Raw genomic sequence first — 20,554 nt, forward strand, 5'->3', positions numbered from 1 at the left:
TTTGCCGCCGGCCCCGCCGGCCGGCCTTTCGTCGCGGGCGGCTTTGCATCATCCGGTTTCCCGGCTTATCGCTGAGGCGCGATAGGATCGGGGGACGCTTGTGGCGCTTGCGGCGCTGATATCTGCTTACCGTTATGCGAATGATGAGGCCGAAGGGCTGCGGTCTACCCTGCCGCTTGCCGGGCGGACCTTGTTGGAGCATCAGGCCCGGCTGGCGGCCCTCGCCGGTGCGGACAATGTGGTCGTGCTGGCGGAACGCGTTCCCGTGGCCCTGGCGCAGGCGGTGGAGCGGCTGCGGCGCAGCGGCATGCGGGTCGAGATCGCGCGCGGGGTGAACGACGCGGCGGACCGCATCCATCCCGACGAGGAGCTTCTGGTGGTGGGCGACGGCTGCCTGGCCTCGCCCCGATTGTTCCGCAGGATGGTCAAGGCGCGGGCGCCGGCGCTGCTGACGGTGCCGGACGAGCCCGATCGCGCGATGTTCGAACGGATGGACGCCACCGTCCGCTGGGGCGGGCTGATGCTGGTGAGCGGCGCCTTCCTGCGGGATACCGCCGCGATGCTGGGCGATTGGGACGTGGAATCCACCTTGCTGCGCCGTGCCGTGCAGGGCGACGCCGAACGAGTCGACGCCACCGCCGGCAATGCGGTCGGCAGGACGCCGCTGCTGGTGGACGGGATAATCGATCTGGAGGGATTCGACCGGCACATGCTCGCCACCGCCAGGCCGCGCGGGCACGATTGGCCATGGCGGCATGTTTTCCCGTTGATCGAGGGCGTGGCCGCGCCGCCGCTGCTCCGCCGGGGAACCGACCCGATCTGGTTCGCGGTCGGCGCCGTCACCGCCGCCGTCGCGGCCGGCATATTGATCGCGGCGGGATGGCGTCTTGCGGGCCAGGCGGCGCTGATGCTTTCCGGCCCGATCGCCGCCGTCGCCGAACGGCTTGCCGGCGCGCGCCTGTCGCCGCTGCGCTGGTCGGGCGCCTTCTTCATCGCGCGGTCCCTTGCGGCGGTGGCGGCGCTCCTGATCCTTTCGTTCGATCTGGCGAAGGAAACCGGCTGGGGAGCCTGGCCCGTGGCGGCGATGCTGCTGCTCGCCATGGCCGCGCTGGCGGGCGAGCAGCGCATCCTCCGGCACCTGCCGGGCGGTTCGGCACCGCACTGGATCGCCAGCCTCGACGGGTTGATCTGGGCGATGCTGCCCTTTGCCCTGATCGGCCAATGGCTGGCGGGCATCGCCGTGCTGGCGGCCTATGCGCTCGCCTCCTTCGGTTTCGTCCAGCGCGAGGTGGCGATCCGCGTCGCCGCGCAGGCAAGCGAGCCCGCCTGAACATGGCCAAGTGATCGCATCCGTTCGCCAATTTCGTTTAAGCCCGCTTTAACCGCGTCGCGATAAGCCGTGGCAATGGTCGCCTTCGTTCCGGATTCTGTTGACGGTGCCGAACGCCTTCTGGGCGATGCCGCGCGCGCGCAGGTGGCGGGCCGCGAACGCATCCGGCTGGCCCTGATCGACCTGTTCCTGCCGGATGGCCGCCGCTTGCGGGATATCGAGCGGATTGCCGCCGCCAACCTCCTCCAGCGGCTGATCTGCACCGTCGAGGATGATCTGCGCGATCGTATCGGTCAAAGGCTGGAAGCGCGCGATCCCGTGCTGGCCGCCGCGATCACCGCCGGCGCCGTGCCGATCGCCGCGCCGATGATGGAGCAGGCCGGCCTGCTCCGCGATGCCGAGCTGGTCGGATTGGTGTTGCGGCGGGCGGAAGAGCATCGGCTGAGCGTCGCCCTGCGCCTTGCCGCCGCGCGCATGGCGGCGATCGCCCCGGAACCGCCGCTGATCGACCTGCTTGTCGAGGATGCCGAACCGGCGATCGCGGAAGCCGCCATGGCGATGGTGGTCGCGGAAAGCCGGCGGATAGATCGTTTCCAGGATCCCGTGCTGGCCCGGACCGATCTGCCCGCCGATATCCAGCATCGGCTGATCTGGCGGGTGGCGGCCTGCCTGCGTCGCTACATGATCGATATCGGCCGGCTCGATGCCGCCACCGCCGATCGCGAAGTCGGCCTCGCCGCGCAGCATCTGCTGTCGGGCTATGATGAAAGCGCCACGCTGGAAGGGCGGGCGATGGCGCTCGCCTTGCTGCTGCGCGCCGGCGGGCGCCTCACCGATGCGGTGATCGCGCGCGCGCTGGGCGAAGGCCGGGTGGCGCTGACCGTGGCCGGGCTGGCGCTGCGCGCGGGGATCGAATTCGGCGCGGCGTGGGACATGCTCTTCGACGCCGACGGCAGCCGCCTTGCCGTGCTGCTGAGCGCCATCGGCATGGAGGCGGAGGCGGCTGCCGACATCCTGTTCCGCTGCGTGCCGAGCGATGTCGACCCCGATACTGCCGCCGCCCGCATCGAAGCCTTCATGATGCTCGACCGCAACCGCGCGGACGAAGTGCTGCGGCCATGGCGGCTGGAGCCGGCGTTCCGCGCCGCAATCGACGAACTCGACGCGGGGCTGCGATGATGATGGCCCCCATCCATGGGCGCCTGGACCGGGATTTCCGGCTGGTCGAGGCGGATGCCGCGCTGGAAGGGCTGCATTTGCGCGCCGGCGGCCTTGCCGGCGGCGTGCTGGCGGTTCCGCAGGTGGCCAGCATCGCCCGGCTCGCGCGCCGGCTGGGGATCGTGGTCTCGCGCGGCGTGATCGCGGCCGATGGCGAAACCGATCTCGAGCTGTGGGTGCGCGCCGAACCGCAGGGGGAGGGCGTGGCGCTGGCGATCGCCGGATGGACGGCGCGGCCCGCCGCCGACTCCTTCCCGGCCACGACGATCGACCGCGAGCATGATTTCATCCGGGCCTCCGCCGACTGGCTCTGGGAAACCGATGACGCGCTGAAGATCACCGCTCTGTCGCCCGGCGTGGTGCCGTCCCGCGAATCCATGCTTGGCCAGCCGCTGACCAAGCTCGTCACCTTGCGGGAGAATGAGGCCGGCGTGCTGCCCATCCTGGACGCGATCGCCACCCAGCGCCGCTTCGACGATCAGGAGGGCGAACTGCGCGAAGGCGGGGGCGGGGTGCGGCTTTCGGCGGTGCCGATCTTCGATGCCGCCGGCCGCTTTGCCGGGCTGCGCGGCGCGGCGGTGGCCATATCCCCGCCCAGCGCGCCGGTGCTGCTGCCCGTTACCGACAGCGGCGGCACCAGCGTCGATCGGGTCCAGGCCGAAGCCTTCGGCCGGCGGCTCGACACGGCGCTGCGCGATCCGCTCGACCGGATCATCGCCAGCGCCGAACATATCCGCGCCCAGGCCGACGGCCCCCTGCGGCGCGATTATGCCAATTATGCTGCCGATATCGCGGCCGCGGGCCGGCACCTGCTGGCGTTGGTCGACGATCTCGTCGATCTCCAGGCGATCGAGCGGCCGGATTTCGCGCCGGCGATCGAGCGGCTCGACATCGCCGATGCCGTGCGCCGCGCCGCAGGGCTGCTGGGCGGGCGGGCGGCGGACCGGGGCGTGCGGATCGATCGGCCTGCGGCGGACGAAGCACTGCCCGTCCAGGGCGATTTCCGGCGGGCGCTGCAGGTGCTCGTCAACATCATCGGCAATGCCGTGCGCCATTCGCCCGAAGGCGGGGCGGTGTGGCTCAGGTGCGAACGACAAGGGAGCTATGCGGCGGTGACAGTGGCGGATCAGGGCCGGGGCATCGACCCGGCGGATCATGAGCGCATCTTCGAGAAGTTCGAGCGGCTGCAACCGGGCGATGGCGCGGGGACCGGGCTCGGGCTCTATATCGCGCGGCGGCTGGCGCGGGCGATGGGGGGCGACCTGACGGTGGAGAGCCAGCTGGGGCAGGGCGCGCGCTTCACCTTCACCCTGCCCGCGGTGGAACCGGGGCAGGGTTGAGGTAACGGATTACGCGCGCAACGGTGCGCGCCGGGATCAGGCCGGGGTCTTTTCGAGGAAGGCCTCGCGATAGCTGCGGAATTTCTCCTCCACCTGCGCGCGGGTGAGGCCGAAATCCTCGAGCGAATATTTATGCGGCGCGCGATCCTCGCGCTTGTTGGCTTCGATCCACTCGGCCATGCCGGCCTCGATTTCCGGCGTCACGGTGATGCCGGCCTGTTCCAGCACGTAACGGCCCACCTTCACCGGTTCCGAAAGCTGTTCGGTATAGCGCACGTCGATGAAGTTGCGGCCGCCCACCTTCTCGCGCTCGGCAACGAAGGTGTTGAGCAGTTCCGCCAGGCGATCGATCCAGAAGGCGCCGACTTCCTCGCGCGTCACTTCATCCGATACCATCGAATAGAGATTGGCCATCATGCTGGAATAAGACGGCACGGTCTGCACCGGATCGCGGTGCGTCATGACGATCTTGGCCTCGGGGAACACCTCGATCACGCCATCGATGCCCATCAGGTGGCCCGGCGTCTTCAGCACCCACTTGGCGCCCTTGCGGCTGGGATCGGACCATTGCAGCAGCTTCAATATCTGCTTGAGGTCGCGATAGACCTGGATGCGATCATGCTGCATCAGCCAGCGCGCGAAGCTCGGCACGAAGAAAGTGCCCTCGATCATCGTCGAGGAGAAAAGCTGCCCCATGATGATCAGCTCTTCATCCGGCTGGTCGATATCCATCGGATGGATCGACATCAGTTCCGGGATGGCCTGCACCATATAATCCATCAGCACCTTCGCCTCGGCGCGGCGCGGCTCGGGATTGCCGCGTTCCTCGCCGGGGAAGGGGACGTAGTTCTTGGTTTCGTACCAGCGGCACCCGGTCATCCCCGGCGCCGCCGCCAGCATGCGGTGAAGCATGGTGCTGCCAGTGCGCGGCAGGCCGACGACGACGGCCGCGACCTCGACCTCCTCCTCGTCGATTTCGGGATGCTGCTTGAACATCTCGACGAAGCGGAGGCGGTTCACCAGCGACGTGACCACCGTTTCGCGCGCATAGGCCGCGCCCGCATCGCTCAGCTTCGCCTCGCCGTTGAAGGCGGGGATGAGGGCATCGATGTGCGAGAAGAACCAGGTATCGCCGAAATCGTCGAGCCCGGTCTTCGCCTTCGCTTCCGCGATCAATGCCTCGCGATCGGGAACCTTCGCCGTCATATCCCCTCCATATTCCGCATTTTGTCAATCATAGCGGTTGTAAATGATGAACTACGCAATCCCATATGGCGGCGGGTGCGCATGAGCGTCAACGCCCCCGCCATCGCGCATCGGACGCGGATTTATCGTGGCGGACATTAATGGCCGTGGGAAGTCAGTGCCGGAATTTGACCCGTGCGGTCGCCCCGAACAGGATGGCTGCCGATTGCCGTCGATCGAAAAGGAATAGCCCGTGCCCAGCGCCAACAGCCTTCGCCAGCGCCTGCTGATCTGCGCCGCGCTGGGCTTCGCGGCGGCACATGCGGGTGGGGCAGGCGCCGGGCCGCCCGCTACGCCGATAATCGACGTCGATGACGTGACGCGCTTCTACAGGCTTTATGACGCGACCGGGGGCAAGCCGAGCGCGGAGCGGCTGCAGCGCGAATATCTGGATGCGGGATCGGCGGGGCTCCACCAGTTGGCGGCGCAGCGCAACGTGACGGGGGCGACGATCGCGGCCGCCATCGCCGCGCGGCCCCAGGCTTATGAGAATGCACGGGCGTGCATGGCCGTGCTGCCGCGCGTAAAGCCGAGAGTGGCTGTCGCGCTGGAGCGGTTCCGCGAACTTTATCCCGAGGCCCGCTTCCCGCCGATCACGATCGCCGTATCGCGGACCAAGCCCGTGGGCATGACGGACGGGGAGGGCGTGCGCATCGGTCTGGAGGGGCTTTGCGCCACCCGTTACATGAACCCCGATCCGGAAGATCGCTTCGTCCACGTGATCGCGCACGAATATGCCCATATCCAGCAGAGCCCCGAGCCCGAGGATGGCCGGATGACCGTTCTGGAAGCGGCCTTGCGGGAAGGGGGCGCGGAGCTGGTGGCGGAGCTGATTTCAGGCAATGTCGGCAATATGGCGCCCGCTGCGATCGCCAAGGGGCACGAGGCGGAAATCGAGGCCCGGTTCATGGCCGACCAGGACAAGGCCGACCTTTCGGACTGGTTCTACAACGGCACGAACGAGACGCCGGGCGATCTGGGCTATTGGGTCGGCTACCGCATTGCCAAGGCCTATTACCAACGCGCGAAGGACAAGCATCGGGCGCTGCGTGACCTGTTCGAGCTGCGCGATCCGAAGGCTATCCTCGCGGCGAGCGGCTGGCGGCCGGGGATGGCGTTGCAACAGGAGGCGGGCGATGCCGGCGCCGCCCGGCGATGGAGCGGCGCCGAGAGATCGCTTCAGAAGATATCGGTCAGCTTCACCTTGGCACCGGCGTAGAAATAGCGGCCGACGCCGGAGATAGGCAGGAAATCCTCGGCAAAGTCCGGTTTCTGGTCGAATAGGTTGTTGACGCCGAAATAGACGTTGAACCGTTCGTTGATGTCGTAGCTCAGCTGGATTTCATGTTCCTGCTTGGATTTCAGGTGGAAATATTTCTTCTCCACATAATCGTCGTCCCCGGTCGTGGTGGACCGGAGGAAACGCAGGGTCTTGCCGAAATAGTTGAAACCGTAATTGACGGTGAGCGGGCCGTGCTTCCACGTCGCGTCGAAGTTCAGCAGCCATTTCGGCGCGGGGCCGCCATTGACGCTCTGGGCGACGTTGCGGTCGTTGGAAGGGTCCGCCCCCGGTGAGCCGATGAAGGTCAGCTTGTCGAGATAGCCGCCGACCAGGTTCAGGGCGATGCGATCGGCCTCGCCCACCGCGAACTGGTAGTTGACGGTGAAATCGACGCCGCGCGTGTGGAAATTGGCGACGTTCTGGGGCAGCAACGTGAAGCCCGTTATCCCGCCCGCATTGGCGCCGCCCACCTGCCGCGTGATGTTCGCGCAGAACTGGTTGTCGATGGTGGCCTGATCGACGCAGAGATCGGCCAGGCGCTGCGCCGTCACCGTGGTGATCGCGCTCTTGAGCTTGATATTATACCAGTCGACCGAGGCGGTGAGGCCGGGCAGGAAGCGCGGCTGCAGCACGATGCCGGCGGTGGTCGTCTTGGCGGTCTCCTCGGTCAGATCGGGATTGCCGGTCTGCACGCCGGGAATGGAAGCGGAATTGGGGTCCCGGAAAGTATTGGGATCGGCGCCCGCTGCGGTGAGGAGGGCCGCGCAATTGGCCCGCCGGGTAGAGGCGCCATTGTTGACGTTGTTGACGTCGCATGGGTCATCAATGAACAGGAAGGTCTGGTTCGCCGGATCGAACAGTTCGGAGATGTTCGGCGCGCGCACCGCTTCGGCATAGGTGGCGCGGAAGCGGACGTCGCGGATCGGTGCGTAGACGCCGTCCACCTTCCACGTCCATGTGCTGCCGACGGTGCTGTAATCCGAATAGCGGACGGCACCGCCGAAGCTCAGCTCCTCGGCAAAGGGCCTGTCCTTGAGCAGCGGCACATTGATTTCGCCGAAAATCTCCCAGACATCATAATGCCCCTTGGAGGGCAGCAGCACATTGTTGAAGGTGAAGCCGGCCGTGTCGGCCGGATCAGGCGTGGATTTGCTGCCTTCCCGCCGATATTCGGCGCCGATCGCATAGCCGACGTCGCCGCCCGGCAGCGAGAAGAGGCCACCGAGATCGCCGCTGACCGACCCGGACACGACATGCTGGGTCAGCTTGTCGCGGGCGATGCTGGTGAGCGTGACCCAGTCGATCGCCTGCTGGCTGGGCGATCCCTCGCCGAACGGATTGAGCGGCACGCACCCGCTATTCGGGCCCGGAGTGAAGGAACCGAAATTGTTGATGCCGGGGCTCGCCAGCGGCTGGAAAGGCAGGGCCGTCGGATCGAGGTTCGATCGGCAGACGATATTGCCGTTGGGCGTGCCGGTGAGGAACTGGCCTTCGTCCACCGCGTCCACCGCCGCGTAGAAGCGGTCATTGTAGCGGTTGCCGATCTGGCGGTTCTTCACCTTGGTCTGGCCATAGACGTAGCTGATCTCGAACCGGGCGTGCGAGCTGATATCGCCTTCGAAGCCGACGACGCTGCGGATCGTCTCGCGATCGACATCCTCGCCCCGCGTCCCGAGATCGAAATTGTCGCGGTTGAGGAGGACGCCCGCCATCTCGATATCGGGATTATTGGCGTTATCCAGCGCGATCTGGCGCAGATTGGCGGGAAGATAGGGATTGTCCGGCTGGATCAGCGAGTAGAAATCGAAGGTCGGCTGGCTGATCGTGAAGGTCTTGGTCTTCACATATTTGCCCTGGACGAAGAAATCGATGCCATCCGTCACTTCGTAGCGGAACAGCGCATTCACATTATGCCGTTCGATGTCCGGCAGCAGATCGCCGATATAGTCCGATCGCGGCGTGCCGTCGCCGCCCTGCTGGTAGAAGGGCGGCACGAAGCGGCCTCCATCCCAGGGTGAACCGTCCCACCGATAATCCGGCACGCCATCGAAGTCGACGTCGATGCCGCCGGCGCGTGAACTGTCGTAGAAGCGCACGTCTTTCAGCGGCACGTTGTCGGGGATGTTGGGATCGTCGTCGGGATCGTCCGGATTGTTCTGGAAGGTGGTGCGGTTCTGGGTGAGGTTGCGCTTGCGCTGATACGCCTGAAGCCGTTCGTCGCGATCATATTCGTAATTGAGCGTGAAATTGCCGCGCCCGTCGGCGAAATTCTTGCCGGCGGTGATCGAGAAGAAGCGGTTGCCGGCGTCGCCGCGCTCGGAGATGCCCATCTGGCCGCGAGCGAGAATACCCTCGAAATCCTTCTTGGTAACGAAATTCACCACGCCGGTGACGCCGTCCGCGCCGTATATGGCTGAAGCGCCGCCGGTGAGGACGTCCACACGCTCGATCAGGTCGACCGGGATGGTGTTGATATCGACCGCGGCCGTGCCCGGCAGCGAGGCGACATGGCGCCGCCCGTCCACAAGCACCAGGGTCCGCTGCGGGCCCAGATTGCGAAGGTTGAGAAGGTTCAGGCCGCTGGTGCCGATCGCGGCATTGGAGCCCGCGTTCGTGTTGCTGGTCTGCGAACCCACCAGCGCCGGTGTCTGCGTCAGCAGATCGGTGATGTTGGTGCGCCCCGATTCCTGGATCTGGGTGGCGGTGATCGCGGTTATGGGATTGGGGAAATCGATCTGCGGCCGGGCAATGCGGGATCCGGTGACGATGATGTCCCCGCCCTGCTCGGGTTCCGCGTCGGCCGTCTGGGCCTGGGCCAGCGCCGGCCAGGCGAGGATGGCGATCGTCGCTTGCGAAATCCCGGCCAAAAGGCGCGGCTTGATGATGATGCGGGTCATGGCGGTCGCTCCCTGTCAGCTCCCGATCCGGCACAGACGCCGCCGACCCCGATTTGATCCCCTTGCCGGCCGTGAAAGGATGCCAGCGGCGATTTTGTTTCAGCGCCTGATGCCGTTGTGCAACAGGATGCGCGCCTCGGGGCCGCTTCGGACCCATTTTGCGACCAACGGCTGCAACATTTCTGCAAACGGCGTTCGCAGCCGGCCGTCGTTCATTCGTCGATGCCGTTCCCGCCGCCGAGCCTTATCCGGCGGGTGATGCCGATGGCTTCGAGAAAAGCCTCGTCGTGGCTGACGACGATCAGCGCGCCGTCATAGGCGCGCAAACCCGCTTCGACAGCCTCGATGGAATCGATGTCGAGATGGTTGGTCGGCTCGTCCAGGATCAGCAATTGCGGCGGCGCCGTTCCGCCCAGCGCGCAGGCGAGGCCCGCGCGGAGCATCTGGCCGCCGCTGAGCGTGGCGACTTGCTGGAGCGCGGCATCGGCACGGAACATGAAGCGGGCGAGCGCCGCGCGGCAGGCATTCTCGTCCGCGCCCGGATGGAGCCGGCGATAATTGTCGCGGATGGAGGATGACGGGTCGAGCAGATCGACCTGCTGGTCCAGCATCGCCATGTCGACCATCACCCGCACCGACCCAGCCTGTGGCCGGAGCCGGCCCGCAATCAGTGCCAGCAGGCTGCTTTTCCCCGATCCGTTGGGGCCGGCGACGGCGATCCGCTCCGGCCCGGTGACGGTGAGGGAAAGATCGCGGAATAGCGGGCGGGCGGCATCATGGCCGAAGCCGAGGCCATCGATGCGAAGCACCGTCCGGCCGGCGGGGAGGCCGGTGGGCGGCAGGGCGACGGTGAGCGGCTGGAGCACTTCGATCCGTTCGCGCAGCGATGCGGCGGCGCTTTGCGCATCGTCGCGCTGCCGCTCGGCCAGCCGGGCATTGGTGCCGCCGGTCGCCTCCGCGCGGTTCTTGCGGGTGCCGAGCAGGATGCGGGGCATATCGCCCTTCGCGGCCTTGCGCCGGCCGCCGGCATCCTTGCGCGCCTTGCGCTCGGCCATCTTCTGGGCATCGCGGGCGGCATCGGCCACGCGCTTTTCGGCATCGGCCAGGTCGTGGCGGGCGGCGGCCAGCTCCAGCGCCTTGCGTTCGCGATAAAGGCTCCAGTTGCCGCCATAGCGCGTGGCGCCGAGCGACGTCAGCTCGACGATCGCGTCCATCGTCTCCAGCAGCTCGCGATCATGGCTGACGACGATGGCGCCGGCGCGCCAGCCGTGGAGAAGATCGATCACAGCGCGGCGGCCGTCGCGATCGAGATTGTTGGTGGGTTCGTCCAGCAGGATGAAATCGGGCTCGGCGAAGATCAGGGCGGCCAGCCCGGCCCGCGTGCGCTGCCCGCCGGACAAAGCGGCCAGCGGCGTTTCGGGCGGCACGTCGAGCTCGACCGTGGCAAGCGCCTCGGCGAGGCGGGATTCCAGCAGCCAATCGGCGTCGCCCAGCTCCTCCATCGTCGCCTCGCCGCGTTCGGCGCGGGCGAGAAGGGCGAGCGCGGGGGCGATGCCGAACAGGTCGGCGATCGTCTCGCCCGGCCGTGGCTGGACGGCCTGGTGAAGGAAGCCGAGGCTGCCGTTGATCGTGACGGTGCCCGAGCGGGGTTGGCGCTCGCCCGAGATGAGCTTCAGCAGCGCCGTCTTGCCGACGCCGTTGCGGCCGACGAGGCCGGTGCGTTCCGTGGTGAAGCTGAGCGTGAGGCCCGAAAGGACCGGATGGCCTTCAGGCGTGGACCAGGCGAGGTTGGAAAGAGCGATCGAGGCGGACATGGATGCGGGTTTCCCGAGCAGCGGAACGGACAAAGGTTGCTGTCGGGTTGAAATCCATGATCTGGTATATCCGCTTATGCGATTGACGGGCAATGAGATAGGACATGCGAGGGCCATGTTCAACCACCCGTCCGCCCGGCCGGATGGGTTGGGCCCAAGGAGAGGATGGATGGCGCGCAAGGCATCCGGGGGATCGGCGAAGGGCGGGACAAGGCAGCCCGTGCTGCTTTCGGGCGGCAATCCGCAGATCGCCAAGGGCGACGGTGATGGCCCGGTGCAGGCCTATATCGCCGCCATGCCCGGCTGGAAAAGCGAAGCCGGGCGCCGGCTGGACGCGCTGATCGAGCGGACCGTGCCCGGCGTGCGCAAGGCGGTGAAGTGGAACTCGCCCTTATATGGCGTAGAAGGGCAGGGCTGGTTCCTCGGCGTGCATTGCTTCACCCGCTATATCAAGCTGGCCTTCTTTCGCGGCGCCGCACTGCGGCCGCTGCCGCCGGTGGACTCCAAGGACAAGGATACGCGTTACTTCCACATCCACGAAGATGATGCGCTGGACGAGGACGCGCTGGCGGACTGGATCAGGCAGGCGGCGGCGCTGCCCGGCTGGGTTCCGTAGCGCAAGGCAAGGAGGAAGGATCGACATGGCCAACGGCGCGACCGCGGACGACAAATCCCCATCCAGGCTGATCGACGAGCGGATCAGGGCGTTGGGCGACTGGCGCGGCGAGATGCTCGGCCGCTTGCGCGCGCTGATCCTCGAGGCCGACCCCGACATGGTCGAGGAATGGAAATGGCGCGGGGTTCCGGTCTGGTATCATGACGGCATGGTCTGCACCGGCGAGACCTACAAGACGGCCGTGAAGATGACCTTCGCCAAAGGCGCGGCGCTGGATGACCCCGCCGGCCTGTTCAACGCGAGCCTCGACGGCAATACCCGCCGCGCGATCGACTTCCACGAGGGCGATGCCATCGACGAGCCGGCGCTGAAGGCGCTGGTCCGTGCGGCGGTGGCGCTGAACGGGAAGAAGGGTGGCAAGAACGGCTGAGAAGCGTCCGCCGGAATAGCCTTTACGATGCGCTTTCCAGGCGCAGGCGGATGTCGCGATAAGCAGCCGCCAGCAGCGCGCCCAGCGCGGCGTCGTCGACCGGCTGGCCACGGCGCAGCTTTACGTGCCGCATGCGCTTGCCGGTGCCTTCCAGGAGGCCCGCCGGGTCTTCCAGCGCCGCGCCATGGAAAAACCCGACGTTCACGTGACTGGTAAAGGCGTCGACATATCCAAATGCAGCGCCGCCGACGCAGGCGGTGGGCTGCCCGTCATGGAGCAGTTCGCGAACGTCGGGTCCGCACGCCCGCATGCGATCGAACCACAGCCTGGCCAGGCTTCGCAATTCATCCGCGCCCGCCGCGAACCATGGATCGACGTTCGGATCCCTGCTGACGGCGCCGGAAAGGCGAAAGAGCTGGTTCATGCGGCAAGATTGCCACCGCTACCCGCGATGTCGAGCAGGATCGTCTCCATGTTATCCGGCAGCATCAATGAGGGTGAAAACTTGCTCCGGCGTCATGGCTTGGTGCCAAGGCGGTGCTGGTGCCGGCTACAGGATTCGAACCCGTGGCCCCCTGATTACAAATCAGGTGCTCTACCAACTGAGCTAAGCCGGCGACCGACGCTCCATGCTTCAGGCGACGCCGAAGGTCCAGCCCTCCGTTGCGGTGATGGCGGGAGAAAATGGCGGGGCGGGATGCCAGAGGTGCGGCTGGCCGGCGGCGATGCGGAGCCAGGCGGCGGTGACGAGCGCCTCGGCGCTGTGATCGTCATGATGCTCGGGCGCGGGCGGCGGGGCGCTGCCGAGGGCGGCGAGGGCCTGGGCGATGCTGGTCGCGTCGCGCATCTTGGTGCGGCCGGGCGGGCGGCCCGCGGCGACAGCGGCGATGCTGGTATATATCTCCACGATCAGCGGCCCTTTTTCGGGAAGGGGATCGAAGGGCCAGACCGGGATGCGGCCGGCGAGGCGGTGGAGGAGGCGCATGCCCGTGAGGCTGGATTTGCCGACCTGCTTGGCGCCGACCAGGTTGAAGCAAGAGGCCGGGCGAGCCTGCGTGCGGGTTTCGACCAGACGCATCCGGCCGGCGCCGCCGCCGAAATCCACGCCTTCCCGCCCGCGATGGCGGCGGAAATGGCGGGCGGCATCCTCATGATCGACAAAGCCGTTGGCGCCGAGATGGGGTTCGTCTTCACAGATGCCGTCCACCAGCGCCCAGAGCGCGCGGGCATCGGCGGGCGATCGATCCCAGCCGGGGAAGAAGGCGCCGCGATCGGCGAAAGGGAAGGAGGCGGAGAAATCGAAGCCGATCAGCATGTCCGCGCTTTCGTCGGCGCGATCGACCAGCCAATCGAGCACGGTTTGGCGGGACCAGCTTCCGGGCGGGCCGGCGAGGCGGGGCGGCCCGGCATCGGCATGGCATTCGGCGACCGCAATGCCGGGAAGCCTCTCCCCCCGTGCGCCCGACCAGTCGATGCAGGCGAAGCGGGTGAAGCGGCGCATCAGCCTTTCTTGACCGGGCGGGGCCTCGGGCGCGGGCGGCTGGCGGCCTGATCGCGCGCGCGTTCGATCATCAGCCGCACGCGATCGGTATCGGCGCTCTCATGGCGCACCAGCACGGCGGGCCAGCCGGCGTAATGGGGCGTCTGCCACCAGTTGTCTGGATCGGTCTCCATCAGCATCTCGACGGTGTCGCGATCGATATGGAGGCAGAAGGAACCCGCCTCGCGTCCCGGCGAAAGGATGGTGTGGCCATTGGCCTTGACCGCCGGCGCGCCATAGCTGGTCGACATTTCCGTGCCCGGCAGCGAAAGCGCGAAGGCGACGGCTTCTTCCCAGTTCATCCGCCGTTCCGTTCGCGGCGCAGCCTTTCCCAATAGGCCAGGCGTTCGGCGATCTTCGCCTCGAAACCGCGCGGGGAGGGGGCGTAATAGGTCTGGGGCCCCATCTCTTCCGGCCAATAGTCGGCGCCGGAAAACGCATCGGCCGTGTCGTGGTCGTAGGCGTAGTTCTTGCCGTAGCCGACATCCTTCATCAGCCGGGTCGGCGCGTTGAGGATCGACTTGGGCGGCATCAGCGAGCCGGTTTCCTTCGCGGAGCGGAACGCCGCCTTCTGCGCGGCATAGGCCGCGTTCGATTTGGGCGCGGTGGCGAGATAGAGGCAAGCCTGCACGATCGCTAGCTCGCCTTCGGGCGAACCCAGGAAATCATAGGCATCCTTGGCGGCGAGGCACTGGACCAGGGCCTGCGGATCGGCGAGGCCGACATCTTCCGATGCGAAGCGGACGAGGCGGCGCAGCACGTAGAGCGGTTCCTCCCCCGCCGTCAGCATGCGCGCGAGATAATAAAGCGCGGCCTGCGGATCGGACCCGCGCAGGCTTTTGTGGAGCGCCGAGATCAGGTTGTAATGGCCCTCGCGATCCTTGTCGTAGACCGCGACGCGGCGATGGAGGAGCCCGGCGAGGCCGGCGGGATCGAGCGGCTCCGGCAGATCGACCGAAAAGAGCGTTTCCGCCTGGTTGAGGAGGAAGCGGCCGTCGCCATCGGCCGAGGCGACCAGGGCGGCGCGGGCTTCGGCCGTGAGCGGGAGGGGGCGGCCTTCGGCTTCCTCGGCGCGTGCGAGCAGGGTTTCCAGCGCCTTCGCGTCCAGCCGGTTGAGGATCAGCACCTGCGCGCGGGAGAGGAGGGCGGCGTTCAGCTCGAAACTGGGGTTTTCGGTGGTGGCGCCGACGAGGATGACGGTGCCGTCCTCCACATAGGGCAGGAAGCCGTCCTGCTGGGCACGGTTGAAGCGATGGATCTCGTCCACGAACAGCAGGGTGCGGGTGCCCATGCGGGCATGTTCGCGCGCTTCGGCGAAGATCTTCTTGAGATCGGCGACGCCGGAGAAGACGGCCGAGACCGCCGCGAAGCGCAGCCCCACCGCGTCGGCGAGCAGGCGGGAGATCGTCGTCTTGCCGGTGCCGGGCGGCCCCCAGAAGATCATCGAGGACAGGCGCCCGGCCGCGACCATCCGGCCGATCGCGCCATCCGGGCCGGTGAGATGTTCCTGGCCCACCACATCGGCGAGCGAGCGGGGACGCAGCCGATCCGCCAGCGGGGCGGTTTCCGGCGGAGTGGCGGCAAGGGCGGGAGCGAAGAGATCGGCCATCGCCCCGGAATATAGGGATGTGGGCGCATCGGCACAAAGGGCGGATGGCATGCGGGAGGGGGCTTGCATTCGTCACATCAAGATATATCTTAGACGCATCTAAAGGAGATATGACAGATGCGATTCGGATTTGGATTCCATGAAGGGCATGGCCGCCGCGGACGTGGTGGGCATTTCGGCCCGGGATTTGAAGGCGGCCGGGAGTTCGGCCATGAATTCGGCCGGCACGGCGGGCCGCGCGGCTTCCGGGGCGGGCGCTTCGCCATGGCCTGGGGCCTGGAAGGCGAGGAAGGCGGCGGCCGCCGGCGCCGCGTGTTCGACGGCGGCGAGCTGAGGCTCGTGCTGCTGAAGCTGATCGGGGACCAGCCGCGCCACGGCTACGACCTCATCCGCGCGATCGAGGAACTGACCGGCGGCGCCTATGCACCGAGCCCCGGCGTGGTCTACCCTACGGTGACCCTGCTGCAGGACATGGACCTGATCGCCGAGGCGGAAGCCGAGGGCAACCGCAAGGCCTTCGCCATCACCGAAGCCGGCACGGCCCATCTGGCCGAGCGGCAGGCCGAGGTGGAGGCGCTGTTCGCGCGGTTGGCCGGGCTGGCCGAGGAGCGCGGGCGGCCCGACGTGATGGCGGTGCGCCGCGCGATGCACAACCTGCATGTCGTGCTGCGGCACCGGCTTTCGCGGCCGGACGTGACCACCGAGACGATCCACGACGCCGTGGCGCTGATCGACGAGGTGGCCCGCAAGATCGAGCGGATGTGAAGACATCTCGGCTCGATATCATGCGGCGGCGGCTGGGGATCGACCCGGCCGCCCCTACATATGCGCGATCCGCGGGCGCGCGTTGGGGCCGTATCGCCCCCACGCGCTTTCCCGCACGGACATGGGAAGGGAGTAGCCCGTTGACCAACCCGACGACGACCAGTGCCGCCGCCAGCGTGCCGACCAGCCATGGCAGCCGTTACCTGCAGCAGCTCTGCAAGCATTGGGCGCATAATCTGAAGGTGGAGTTCACCGCCGATCACGGCACGGTGACCTTCCCGAAGGACGCGCGCGGCGCCGATTTTCCGGGCGACGCCGTCGCCACCTTCGATGCGGCGGCGGATGCGCTGACGGTGCGGATCGATGCGAGCTCGCCCGAGCAGCTGGAGGCGCTGAAGGGCGCGGTGGCCCGCCACCTCGACCGCTTCGCCTTCCGCGAGGCGCCGCTGGCTTTCGACTGGCGGTAAGCCGATCCCCCGATCAGGGTAAAGACAGAGGCCGGGCCGCCTCCGTGGCGACCCGGCCTTTTCATGTCCTGGGGGATCAGCCCTCGCGTTCGAAGGCGACGCTGATCTTCAGCTCCACCTGGTCCGGCACCATCGGGATGCCGTAGCTGATCCCGAAATCGCTCCGGCGGATCTTGGTTTCGGCTTCGAAGCCGACCGTATCCTTCTTGTTCATCGGGCCGACGCCGGCGCCTTCGAACTCGGCATCGAGCACGACCTGCTTGGTCACGCCCTTGATGGTGAGATCGCCGGTGATCTTCGCATCGTTGCCGTCGACGGTGATGTTCGTCGATTTGAAGGTGGCGGTGGGGAATTTGGCGGCATCGAAGAAATCGGGGCCGAGCAGATGCTTGGTGAGGCCATCGCTGTTCGTGGCGACCTTGGCGATCGGAATCTCGATCGCGACGCTGGCGGCGGCAGGATTGGCGGGATCAAGCTTCAGCGTGCCGGTGGCGTTGCCGAACAGGCCGAAATAATCGTTGAAGCCGAGGTGGTTCACCTCGAACAGCACCTGGGTGTGGGCGCTGTCGACGGTGTAGGTTCCGGCCTTTACCCGCGACGGATCCTTGGCGCCCGGCGCGGTGGTGGGCATCTGGGCGATGACGGGGATGGCGACGGCGGACGTGACGGCAAGCGCCGCGGCGATCATGATCTTGCGCATTTCAGGCTCCGGTCGTTGAAAAGCCGCGCGAGGCTGACGGTGCGGCGCGCGACTGTCAAACCATCATTAGTGAAACGAAATGTTTCCGGAATGAGCGTGGAAAGGCAGGAGCGGCGGCGGCCGGAACGGAGCATGCCGGGGCCGCAGCGGGGTTCGCCGGCCGGCGGATCAACGGGGGGAGCGATCCGGCCGGCCGACGATGCTGGCAGGTGCCCCGCGGGCGGGGCTCCTAGCGATCGGTGCCCTTCCTGTCGGCGATGGCGTTCAGCACCGCGCGCTTGGCCACTTCGACCACCGCTTCGGCGGCGTCGACGGCGGCATTGGCGTCATCCTCGCTCTTCTTCGGCTTGCCGTCGTCGATCGGGCTGTCCTTGTCCTTCTCCTCGGCTTCCTTGAAGGCTTTGTCCGTCTTTTCGGACAAGGCTTTGAGGCGCTTGATCGGTCCGAACATGCTCAGTGCTCCTGCGGGATCAGAACCGCGACCGGCGATGAGCATCCGCTGGCGCCGGACCGGAGTCAATCGACGGCCCGGCCCCCGTCAGGCGCGCGGGGACGCGGCGGGGCCGGCGGGCTGCGGTGGCAAAGGTGCGGGAACGAAATGATTTTAAGGCACGAGGCGCAAGCGGAAGGCCCCGCGCGGCGGCGGGGAAATCTTAGGAGGTAGCAGCGGCGAATTGGGGTAGCCGCCGGCCGCCGCCCGGAAAAGCGGCCGGGGCAGGGCCGTCAGAGCAGCTTTTCGATCGCGCCGCGCAGATCCTCGGGCTTGGTGGTGGGGGCGAAGCGATCGACGACATGGCCCTGGCGATCCACCAGGAACTTGGTGAAGTTCCACTTGATGCCTTCGGTGCCGAGCACGCCCTTCGCCTCATGCTTGAGATACTTATAGAGCGGGTGCGCATTTTCGCCGTTGACGTCGATCTTGGCGAACATCGGGAACTTCACGTCATATTTCAGCGTGCAGAAATTGGCGATTTCGGTCGCGTCCCCCGGCTCCTGCGCGCCGAACTGGTTGCAGGGAAAGCCCAGCACGGCGAGGCCGCGATCGGCATAGGCCTCGTGCAGCTTTTCCAGCCCTTCATATTGCGGGGTGAAGCCGCACTTGCTGGCGGTGTTCACGATCAGCAGCACCTTGCCGCGATAATCAGCGAGCGAGGCTTGAGCCCCGTCGATCGTTTCCGCCTGGAAATCATAGATGCCGGCCATGCGATTCGTCCCCTCCAATGTCTTTGCCGGAGGATGCCCGCATGGCGCGGCGTTGCAAGCGGCCAGAATTGGCCCGGGCGCAGGCTTTCAGCGGCGCAGATCGGCGACGCGGGCGCGTTCCTCGGCGGGGATCAGCTCCTCCAGCACCGTCCAGAAGCCGGCGACGGCGCCCTGGCCCGCCTCGGCATAAGCGCGCGACAGGCGGGCGCGCAGCGCCTCGAACAGCTCGGCCTCCAGCGCCGCGCCGGCGGGCGTGAGGCGAAGCAGGCGCTGGCGGCGATCCTCCCGCCCGACGCGGCTTTCGATCATGCCGCGCTCGCTCAGCTCGTTGAGGACGCGGCCGAGCGACTGCTTGGTGATGCCCAGGATGCGGAGCAGATCGCTGACGGTGAGATCGGGCTGGCGGGCGATGAAATAGAGCGCGCGATGATGGGCGCGGCCCAGGCCCTGGCGGCCGAGCCCGGCCTCGATCTCGCGATAGAGATGGCTGTAGCCGAAATAGAGCAGCTCGACGCCACGGCGGATCTCGGATTCGCGCAGAAAGAGAGGGGATGCAGATTGGACAGCCATATTGCCCTATATAGCTATTTGCCCGCTGCCCGCGCAACCGGCGAGCGGATTTCTTTGGTCATGGTCCGCGGATGATCCCGAAAAAGCCTGTATTTCATATAATTGTCACATAAGCCTTACGCCCTGTTTACCCTTCGGCGCCTATCCGGCGGCATCGGAACCGGAAATGGGGCGACGGGTGACGCGAGCGGGCGAGGACAGGGCGCGGGCGAGGGTGGATGCCGCCATGGCGGATTGGGAAGCCGCCGCGCATCCGGCGATCCGCATCGATGCCCCGCTGGCGGATGCGATCGACATATTCCGCGCGGCGCCGACCCTGCGGCTGCTGCCCGTGATCGACGGCGATGCCCGGCCGCTGGGCGCGATATTCGAGGCGGATCTGAAGCGCATATTGTTCAATCCGTTCGGCCATGCGCTGCTGAGCAATCCGGGGATCGGCATCGGCATGGCGCTGGCCAACCATGTGCGCCCTTGCCCCACCGCGCCGCATGACATGGCGGCGGGCGCGTTGCTGGATGCTTATGCCGCGAGCGGCGGGCGCGAGGGGCTGATCCTGACGCGCGAGGGCCGCTATGCCGGGGTGATGGCGAACGGCGCGCTGCTGCGGCTGGCCGCCCGGCGCGAGGCGGAACGCGCGGCGGGCGCGGCCGCGCGGCTGGCGGCGATGGATGCCGCGAGCGAGCGTTTCCGCAGCGAGGCGGCGGCACTGGCGGACGAACTAAGCGCGCTTTCGACCACGGTGCTCCACGCCGCGAGCGGCATCGCCGAGCGCGCGACGCTGAACGGCGCGCGGGTGAGCGCGGTCGCGAGCGCGGCATCGCAGGCGTCGGTCAACATGGCGGAGGTGGCGGCGCAGGGCCACGGGCTGGCCGGCGCGCTGGATCATGTGCGCGAGACGATGCGCGTGGCCAGGGCATCGACGGTGGACGCGGTGGCGATCGTGGCCGATGGCGGCACGCGGGCGGCGGGGCTTGCCGAAGCCGCCAACGAGATAGGCGGCGTGGTGACGCTGATCGAGACCATCGCCGGCAAGGTGAACCTGCTGGCGATCAACGCCACGATCGAGGCCGCGCGGGCCGGCGAGGCGGGGCGCGGCTTCGCGGTGGTGGCGCATGAGGTGAAATCGCTCGCCTCGCAGACCAAGGCGGCGGCGGCCGGCATCCACGGCCAGGTCGCCCATATCCGCCAGGCGATCGGCGCGGTGCATGCGGGACATGGGGATATCGAGACGATCGTGTCGCGGATCGACGCCTTTGCCGGGGCGATGGAGGAGGCGGTGGCCGAGCAAGGACGAGCCACCCACGCCATCGCCGCCAATGTGAGCGAGGCGGTGACCGCATCGGCCCACATCCATCAGAATGCCGAGGCGATCAACGAGGCGGCGATGGCGGCGGCGGCGAAGGCCCGCGACATGGAGGAGATGGCCGCCGTGCTGGCCGACCGATCGGGCCGGCTGCGCGGCAAGGTGGGCGCGTTCCTGGAGGAGATACGCGCCGCCTGAAACCGGGGACGAGGGACCGCTTGGGCG

The 20,554-nt window shown here is 67.3% G+C and carries 20 protein-coding genes and 1 tRNA gene; 9 read left to right on the forward strand and 12 right to left on the reverse strand.

From position 1 onward, the window contains the following. The first annotated feature begins 100 nt into the window (after positions 1-100). The 3 genes from G432_RS18245 to G432_RS18255 all read left to right on the forward strand — a co-directional run bounded on the left by G432_RS18245 (position 101) and on the right by G432_RS18255 (position 3,888). Positions 101-1,330 (forward strand): hypothetical protein, encoded by a 1,230-nt coding sequence (locus tag G432_RS18245; RefSeq protein WP_015460300.1) that lies wholly within the window; start codon positions 101-103, stop codon positions 1,328-1,330. A 75-nt stretch (positions 1,331-1,405) separates the two neighbouring features. After that, complete coding sequence (locus tag G432_RS18250) at positions 1,406-2,509, forward strand: DUF2336 domain-containing protein (protein WP_015460301.1); 1,104 nt, start codon at positions 1,406-1,408, stop codon at positions 2,507-2,509. Continuing rightward, positions 2,509-3,888, forward strand: a complete 1,380-nt coding sequence (locus G432_RS18255) for a sensor histidine kinase (protein WP_015460302.1) — start codon at positions 2,509-2,511, stop codon at positions 3,886-3,888. Before G432_RS18250 ends, G432_RS18255 begins: the two co-directional genes overlap by 1 nt. A 36-nt stretch (positions 3,889-3,924) precedes the next feature. Here the strand turns inward: G432_RS18255 and G432_RS18260 are convergent, their stop codons facing one another. Then, positions 3,925-5,094 carry a sulfotransferase family protein gene (locus tag G432_RS18260; RefSeq protein WP_015460303.1) on the reverse strand — a complete coding sequence of 390 codons (1,170 nt, stop codon included), beginning with the start codon at positions 5,092-5,094 and terminating at the stop codon, positions 3,925-3,927. A 232-nt stretch (positions 5,095-5,326) separates the two neighbouring features. On the opposite strand from G432_RS18260, the gene G432_RS18265 reads away from it, so the two are divergent. After that, entirely contained in the window at positions 5,327-6,352 is a 1,026-nt protein-coding gene (locus G432_RS18265) for a DUF2268 domain-containing putative Zn-dependent protease (protein WP_015460304.1), read from the forward strand. Here G432_RS18265 and G432_RS18270 read toward each other — a convergent pair. Both G432_RS18270 and G432_RS18275 read right to left on the reverse strand, forming a co-directional pair. Continuing rightward, the gene (locus G432_RS18270) at positions 6,313-9,312 is read right to left on the reverse strand and encodes a TonB-dependent receptor plug domain-containing protein (protein ID WP_015460305.1); all 3,000 of its coding nucleotides are present in this window, start codon (positions 9,310-9,312) and stop codon (positions 6,313-6,315) included. The genes G432_RS18265 and G432_RS18270 overlap by 40 nt on opposite strands. A 212-nt stretch (positions 9,313-9,524) precedes the next feature. Beyond that, a complete protein-coding gene (locus tag G432_RS18275; protein WP_015460306.1) occupies positions 9,525-11,126 on the reverse strand; it encodes an ABC-F family ATP-binding cassette domain-containing protein in 1,602 nt (533 codons plus the stop codon). A 169-nt stretch (positions 11,127-11,295) separates the two neighbouring features. Between G432_RS18275 and G432_RS18280 the strand changes: the two genes are divergently transcribed. Together G432_RS18280 and G432_RS18285 are read left to right on the forward strand one after the other, a co-directional pair. Continuing rightward, positions 11,296-11,742 (forward strand): DUF1801 domain-containing protein, encoded by a 447-nt coding sequence (locus tag G432_RS18280; RefSeq protein ID WP_015460307.1) that lies wholly within the window; start codon positions 11,296-11,298, stop codon positions 11,740-11,742. A gap of 25 nt (positions 11,743-11,767) precedes the next feature. Then, positions 11,768-12,172, forward strand: coding sequence for a DUF1801 domain-containing protein (locus G432_RS18285; protein ID WP_015460308.1), 405 nt, complete (start codon positions 11,768-11,770; stop codon positions 12,170-12,172). Between the two features lie 22 nt (positions 12,173-12,194). Here G432_RS18285 and G432_RS18290 read toward each other — a convergent pair whose 3' ends face one another. The 5 genes from G432_RS18290 to G432_RS18310 form a co-directional block, all read right to left on the reverse strand. After that, on the reverse strand, positions 12,195-12,596 hold the full coding sequence (locus G432_RS18290; RefSeq protein ID WP_015460309.1) for a DUF1801 domain-containing protein: 402 nt from the start codon (positions 12,594-12,596) through the stop codon (positions 12,195-12,197). Between the two features lie 117 nt (positions 12,597-12,713). Further along, positions 12,714-12,789 (reverse strand) — tRNA-Thr (locus tag G432_RS18295). 17 nt (positions 12,790-12,806) lie between these two features. Then, complete coding sequence (locus G432_RS18300; protein ID WP_015460310.1) at positions 12,807-13,673, reverse strand: hypothetical protein; 867 nt, start codon at positions 13,671-13,673, stop codon at positions 12,807-12,809. Next, a complete protein-coding gene (locus tag G432_RS18305) occupies positions 13,673-14,014 on the reverse strand; it encodes an MmcQ/YjbR family DNA-binding protein (protein ID WP_015460311.1) in 342 nt (113 codons plus the stop codon). Before G432_RS18305 ends, G432_RS18300 begins: the two co-directional genes overlap by 1 nt. After that, positions 14,011-15,321, reverse strand: coding sequence for a replication-associated recombination protein A (locus G432_RS18310; protein ID WP_015460312.1), 1,311 nt, complete (start codon positions 15,319-15,321; stop codon positions 14,011-14,013). The genes G432_RS18305 and G432_RS18310 overlap by 4 nt, the downstream gene beginning before the upstream one ends. A 117-nt stretch (positions 15,322-15,438) precedes the next feature. Between G432_RS18310 and G432_RS18315 the strand changes: the two genes are divergently transcribed. Both G432_RS18315 and G432_RS18320 read left to right on the forward strand, forming a co-directional pair. Further along, a complete protein-coding gene (locus G432_RS18315) occupies positions 15,439-16,086 on the forward strand; it encodes a PadR family transcriptional regulator (RefSeq protein WP_015460313.1) in 648 nt (215 codons plus the stop codon). A gap of 140 nt (positions 16,087-16,226) precedes the next feature. Then, positions 16,227-16,553, forward strand: coding sequence for a DUF2218 domain-containing protein (locus G432_RS18320; RefSeq protein WP_015460314.1), 327 nt, complete (start codon positions 16,227-16,229; stop codon positions 16,551-16,553). Positions 16,554-16,629: 76 nt separating this feature from the next. Here G432_RS18320 and G432_RS18325 read toward each other — a convergent pair whose 3' ends face one another. From G432_RS18325 to G432_RS18340, 4 genes are all read right to left on the reverse strand, one after another. Beyond that, positions 16,630-17,253: a YceI family protein gene (locus G432_RS18325; RefSeq protein ID WP_015460315.1), complete on the reverse strand. Its 624-nt coding sequence runs from the start codon at positions 17,251-17,253 to the stop codon at positions 16,630-16,632. Between the two features lie 229 nt (positions 17,254-17,482). Beyond that, positions 17,483-17,704 (reverse strand): hypothetical protein, encoded by a 222-nt coding sequence (locus G432_RS18330; RefSeq protein ID WP_015460316.1) that lies wholly within the window; start codon positions 17,702-17,704, stop codon positions 17,483-17,485. Positions 17,705-17,976: 272 nt separating this feature from the next. Further along, positions 17,977-18,456, reverse strand: a complete 480-nt coding sequence (locus G432_RS18335; RefSeq protein WP_015460317.1) for a glutathione peroxidase — start codon at positions 18,454-18,456, stop codon at positions 17,977-17,979. An 87-nt stretch (positions 18,457-18,543) separates the two neighbouring features. Continuing rightward, entirely contained in the window at positions 18,544-19,026 is a 483-nt protein-coding gene (locus tag G432_RS18340) for a MarR family winged helix-turn-helix transcriptional regulator (RefSeq protein ID WP_015460318.1), read from the reverse strand. 178 nt (positions 19,027-19,204) lie between these two features. Here G432_RS18340 and G432_RS18345 point away from each other — a divergent pair, with 178 nt between their 5' ends. Then, on the forward strand, positions 19,205-20,527 hold the full coding sequence (locus G432_RS18345; protein WP_236626819.1) for a methyl-accepting chemotaxis protein: 1,323 nt from the start codon (positions 19,205-19,207) through the stop codon (positions 20,525-20,527). Positions 20,528-20,554 lie beyond the last annotated feature (27 nt).

The sequence above is a fragment of the Sphingomonas sp. MM-1 genome, from assembly GCF_000347675.2.
GTDB classification, from domain to species: domain Bacteria; phylum Pseudomonadota; class Alphaproteobacteria; order Sphingomonadales; family Sphingomonadaceae; genus Sphingomonas_E; species Sphingomonas_E fennica.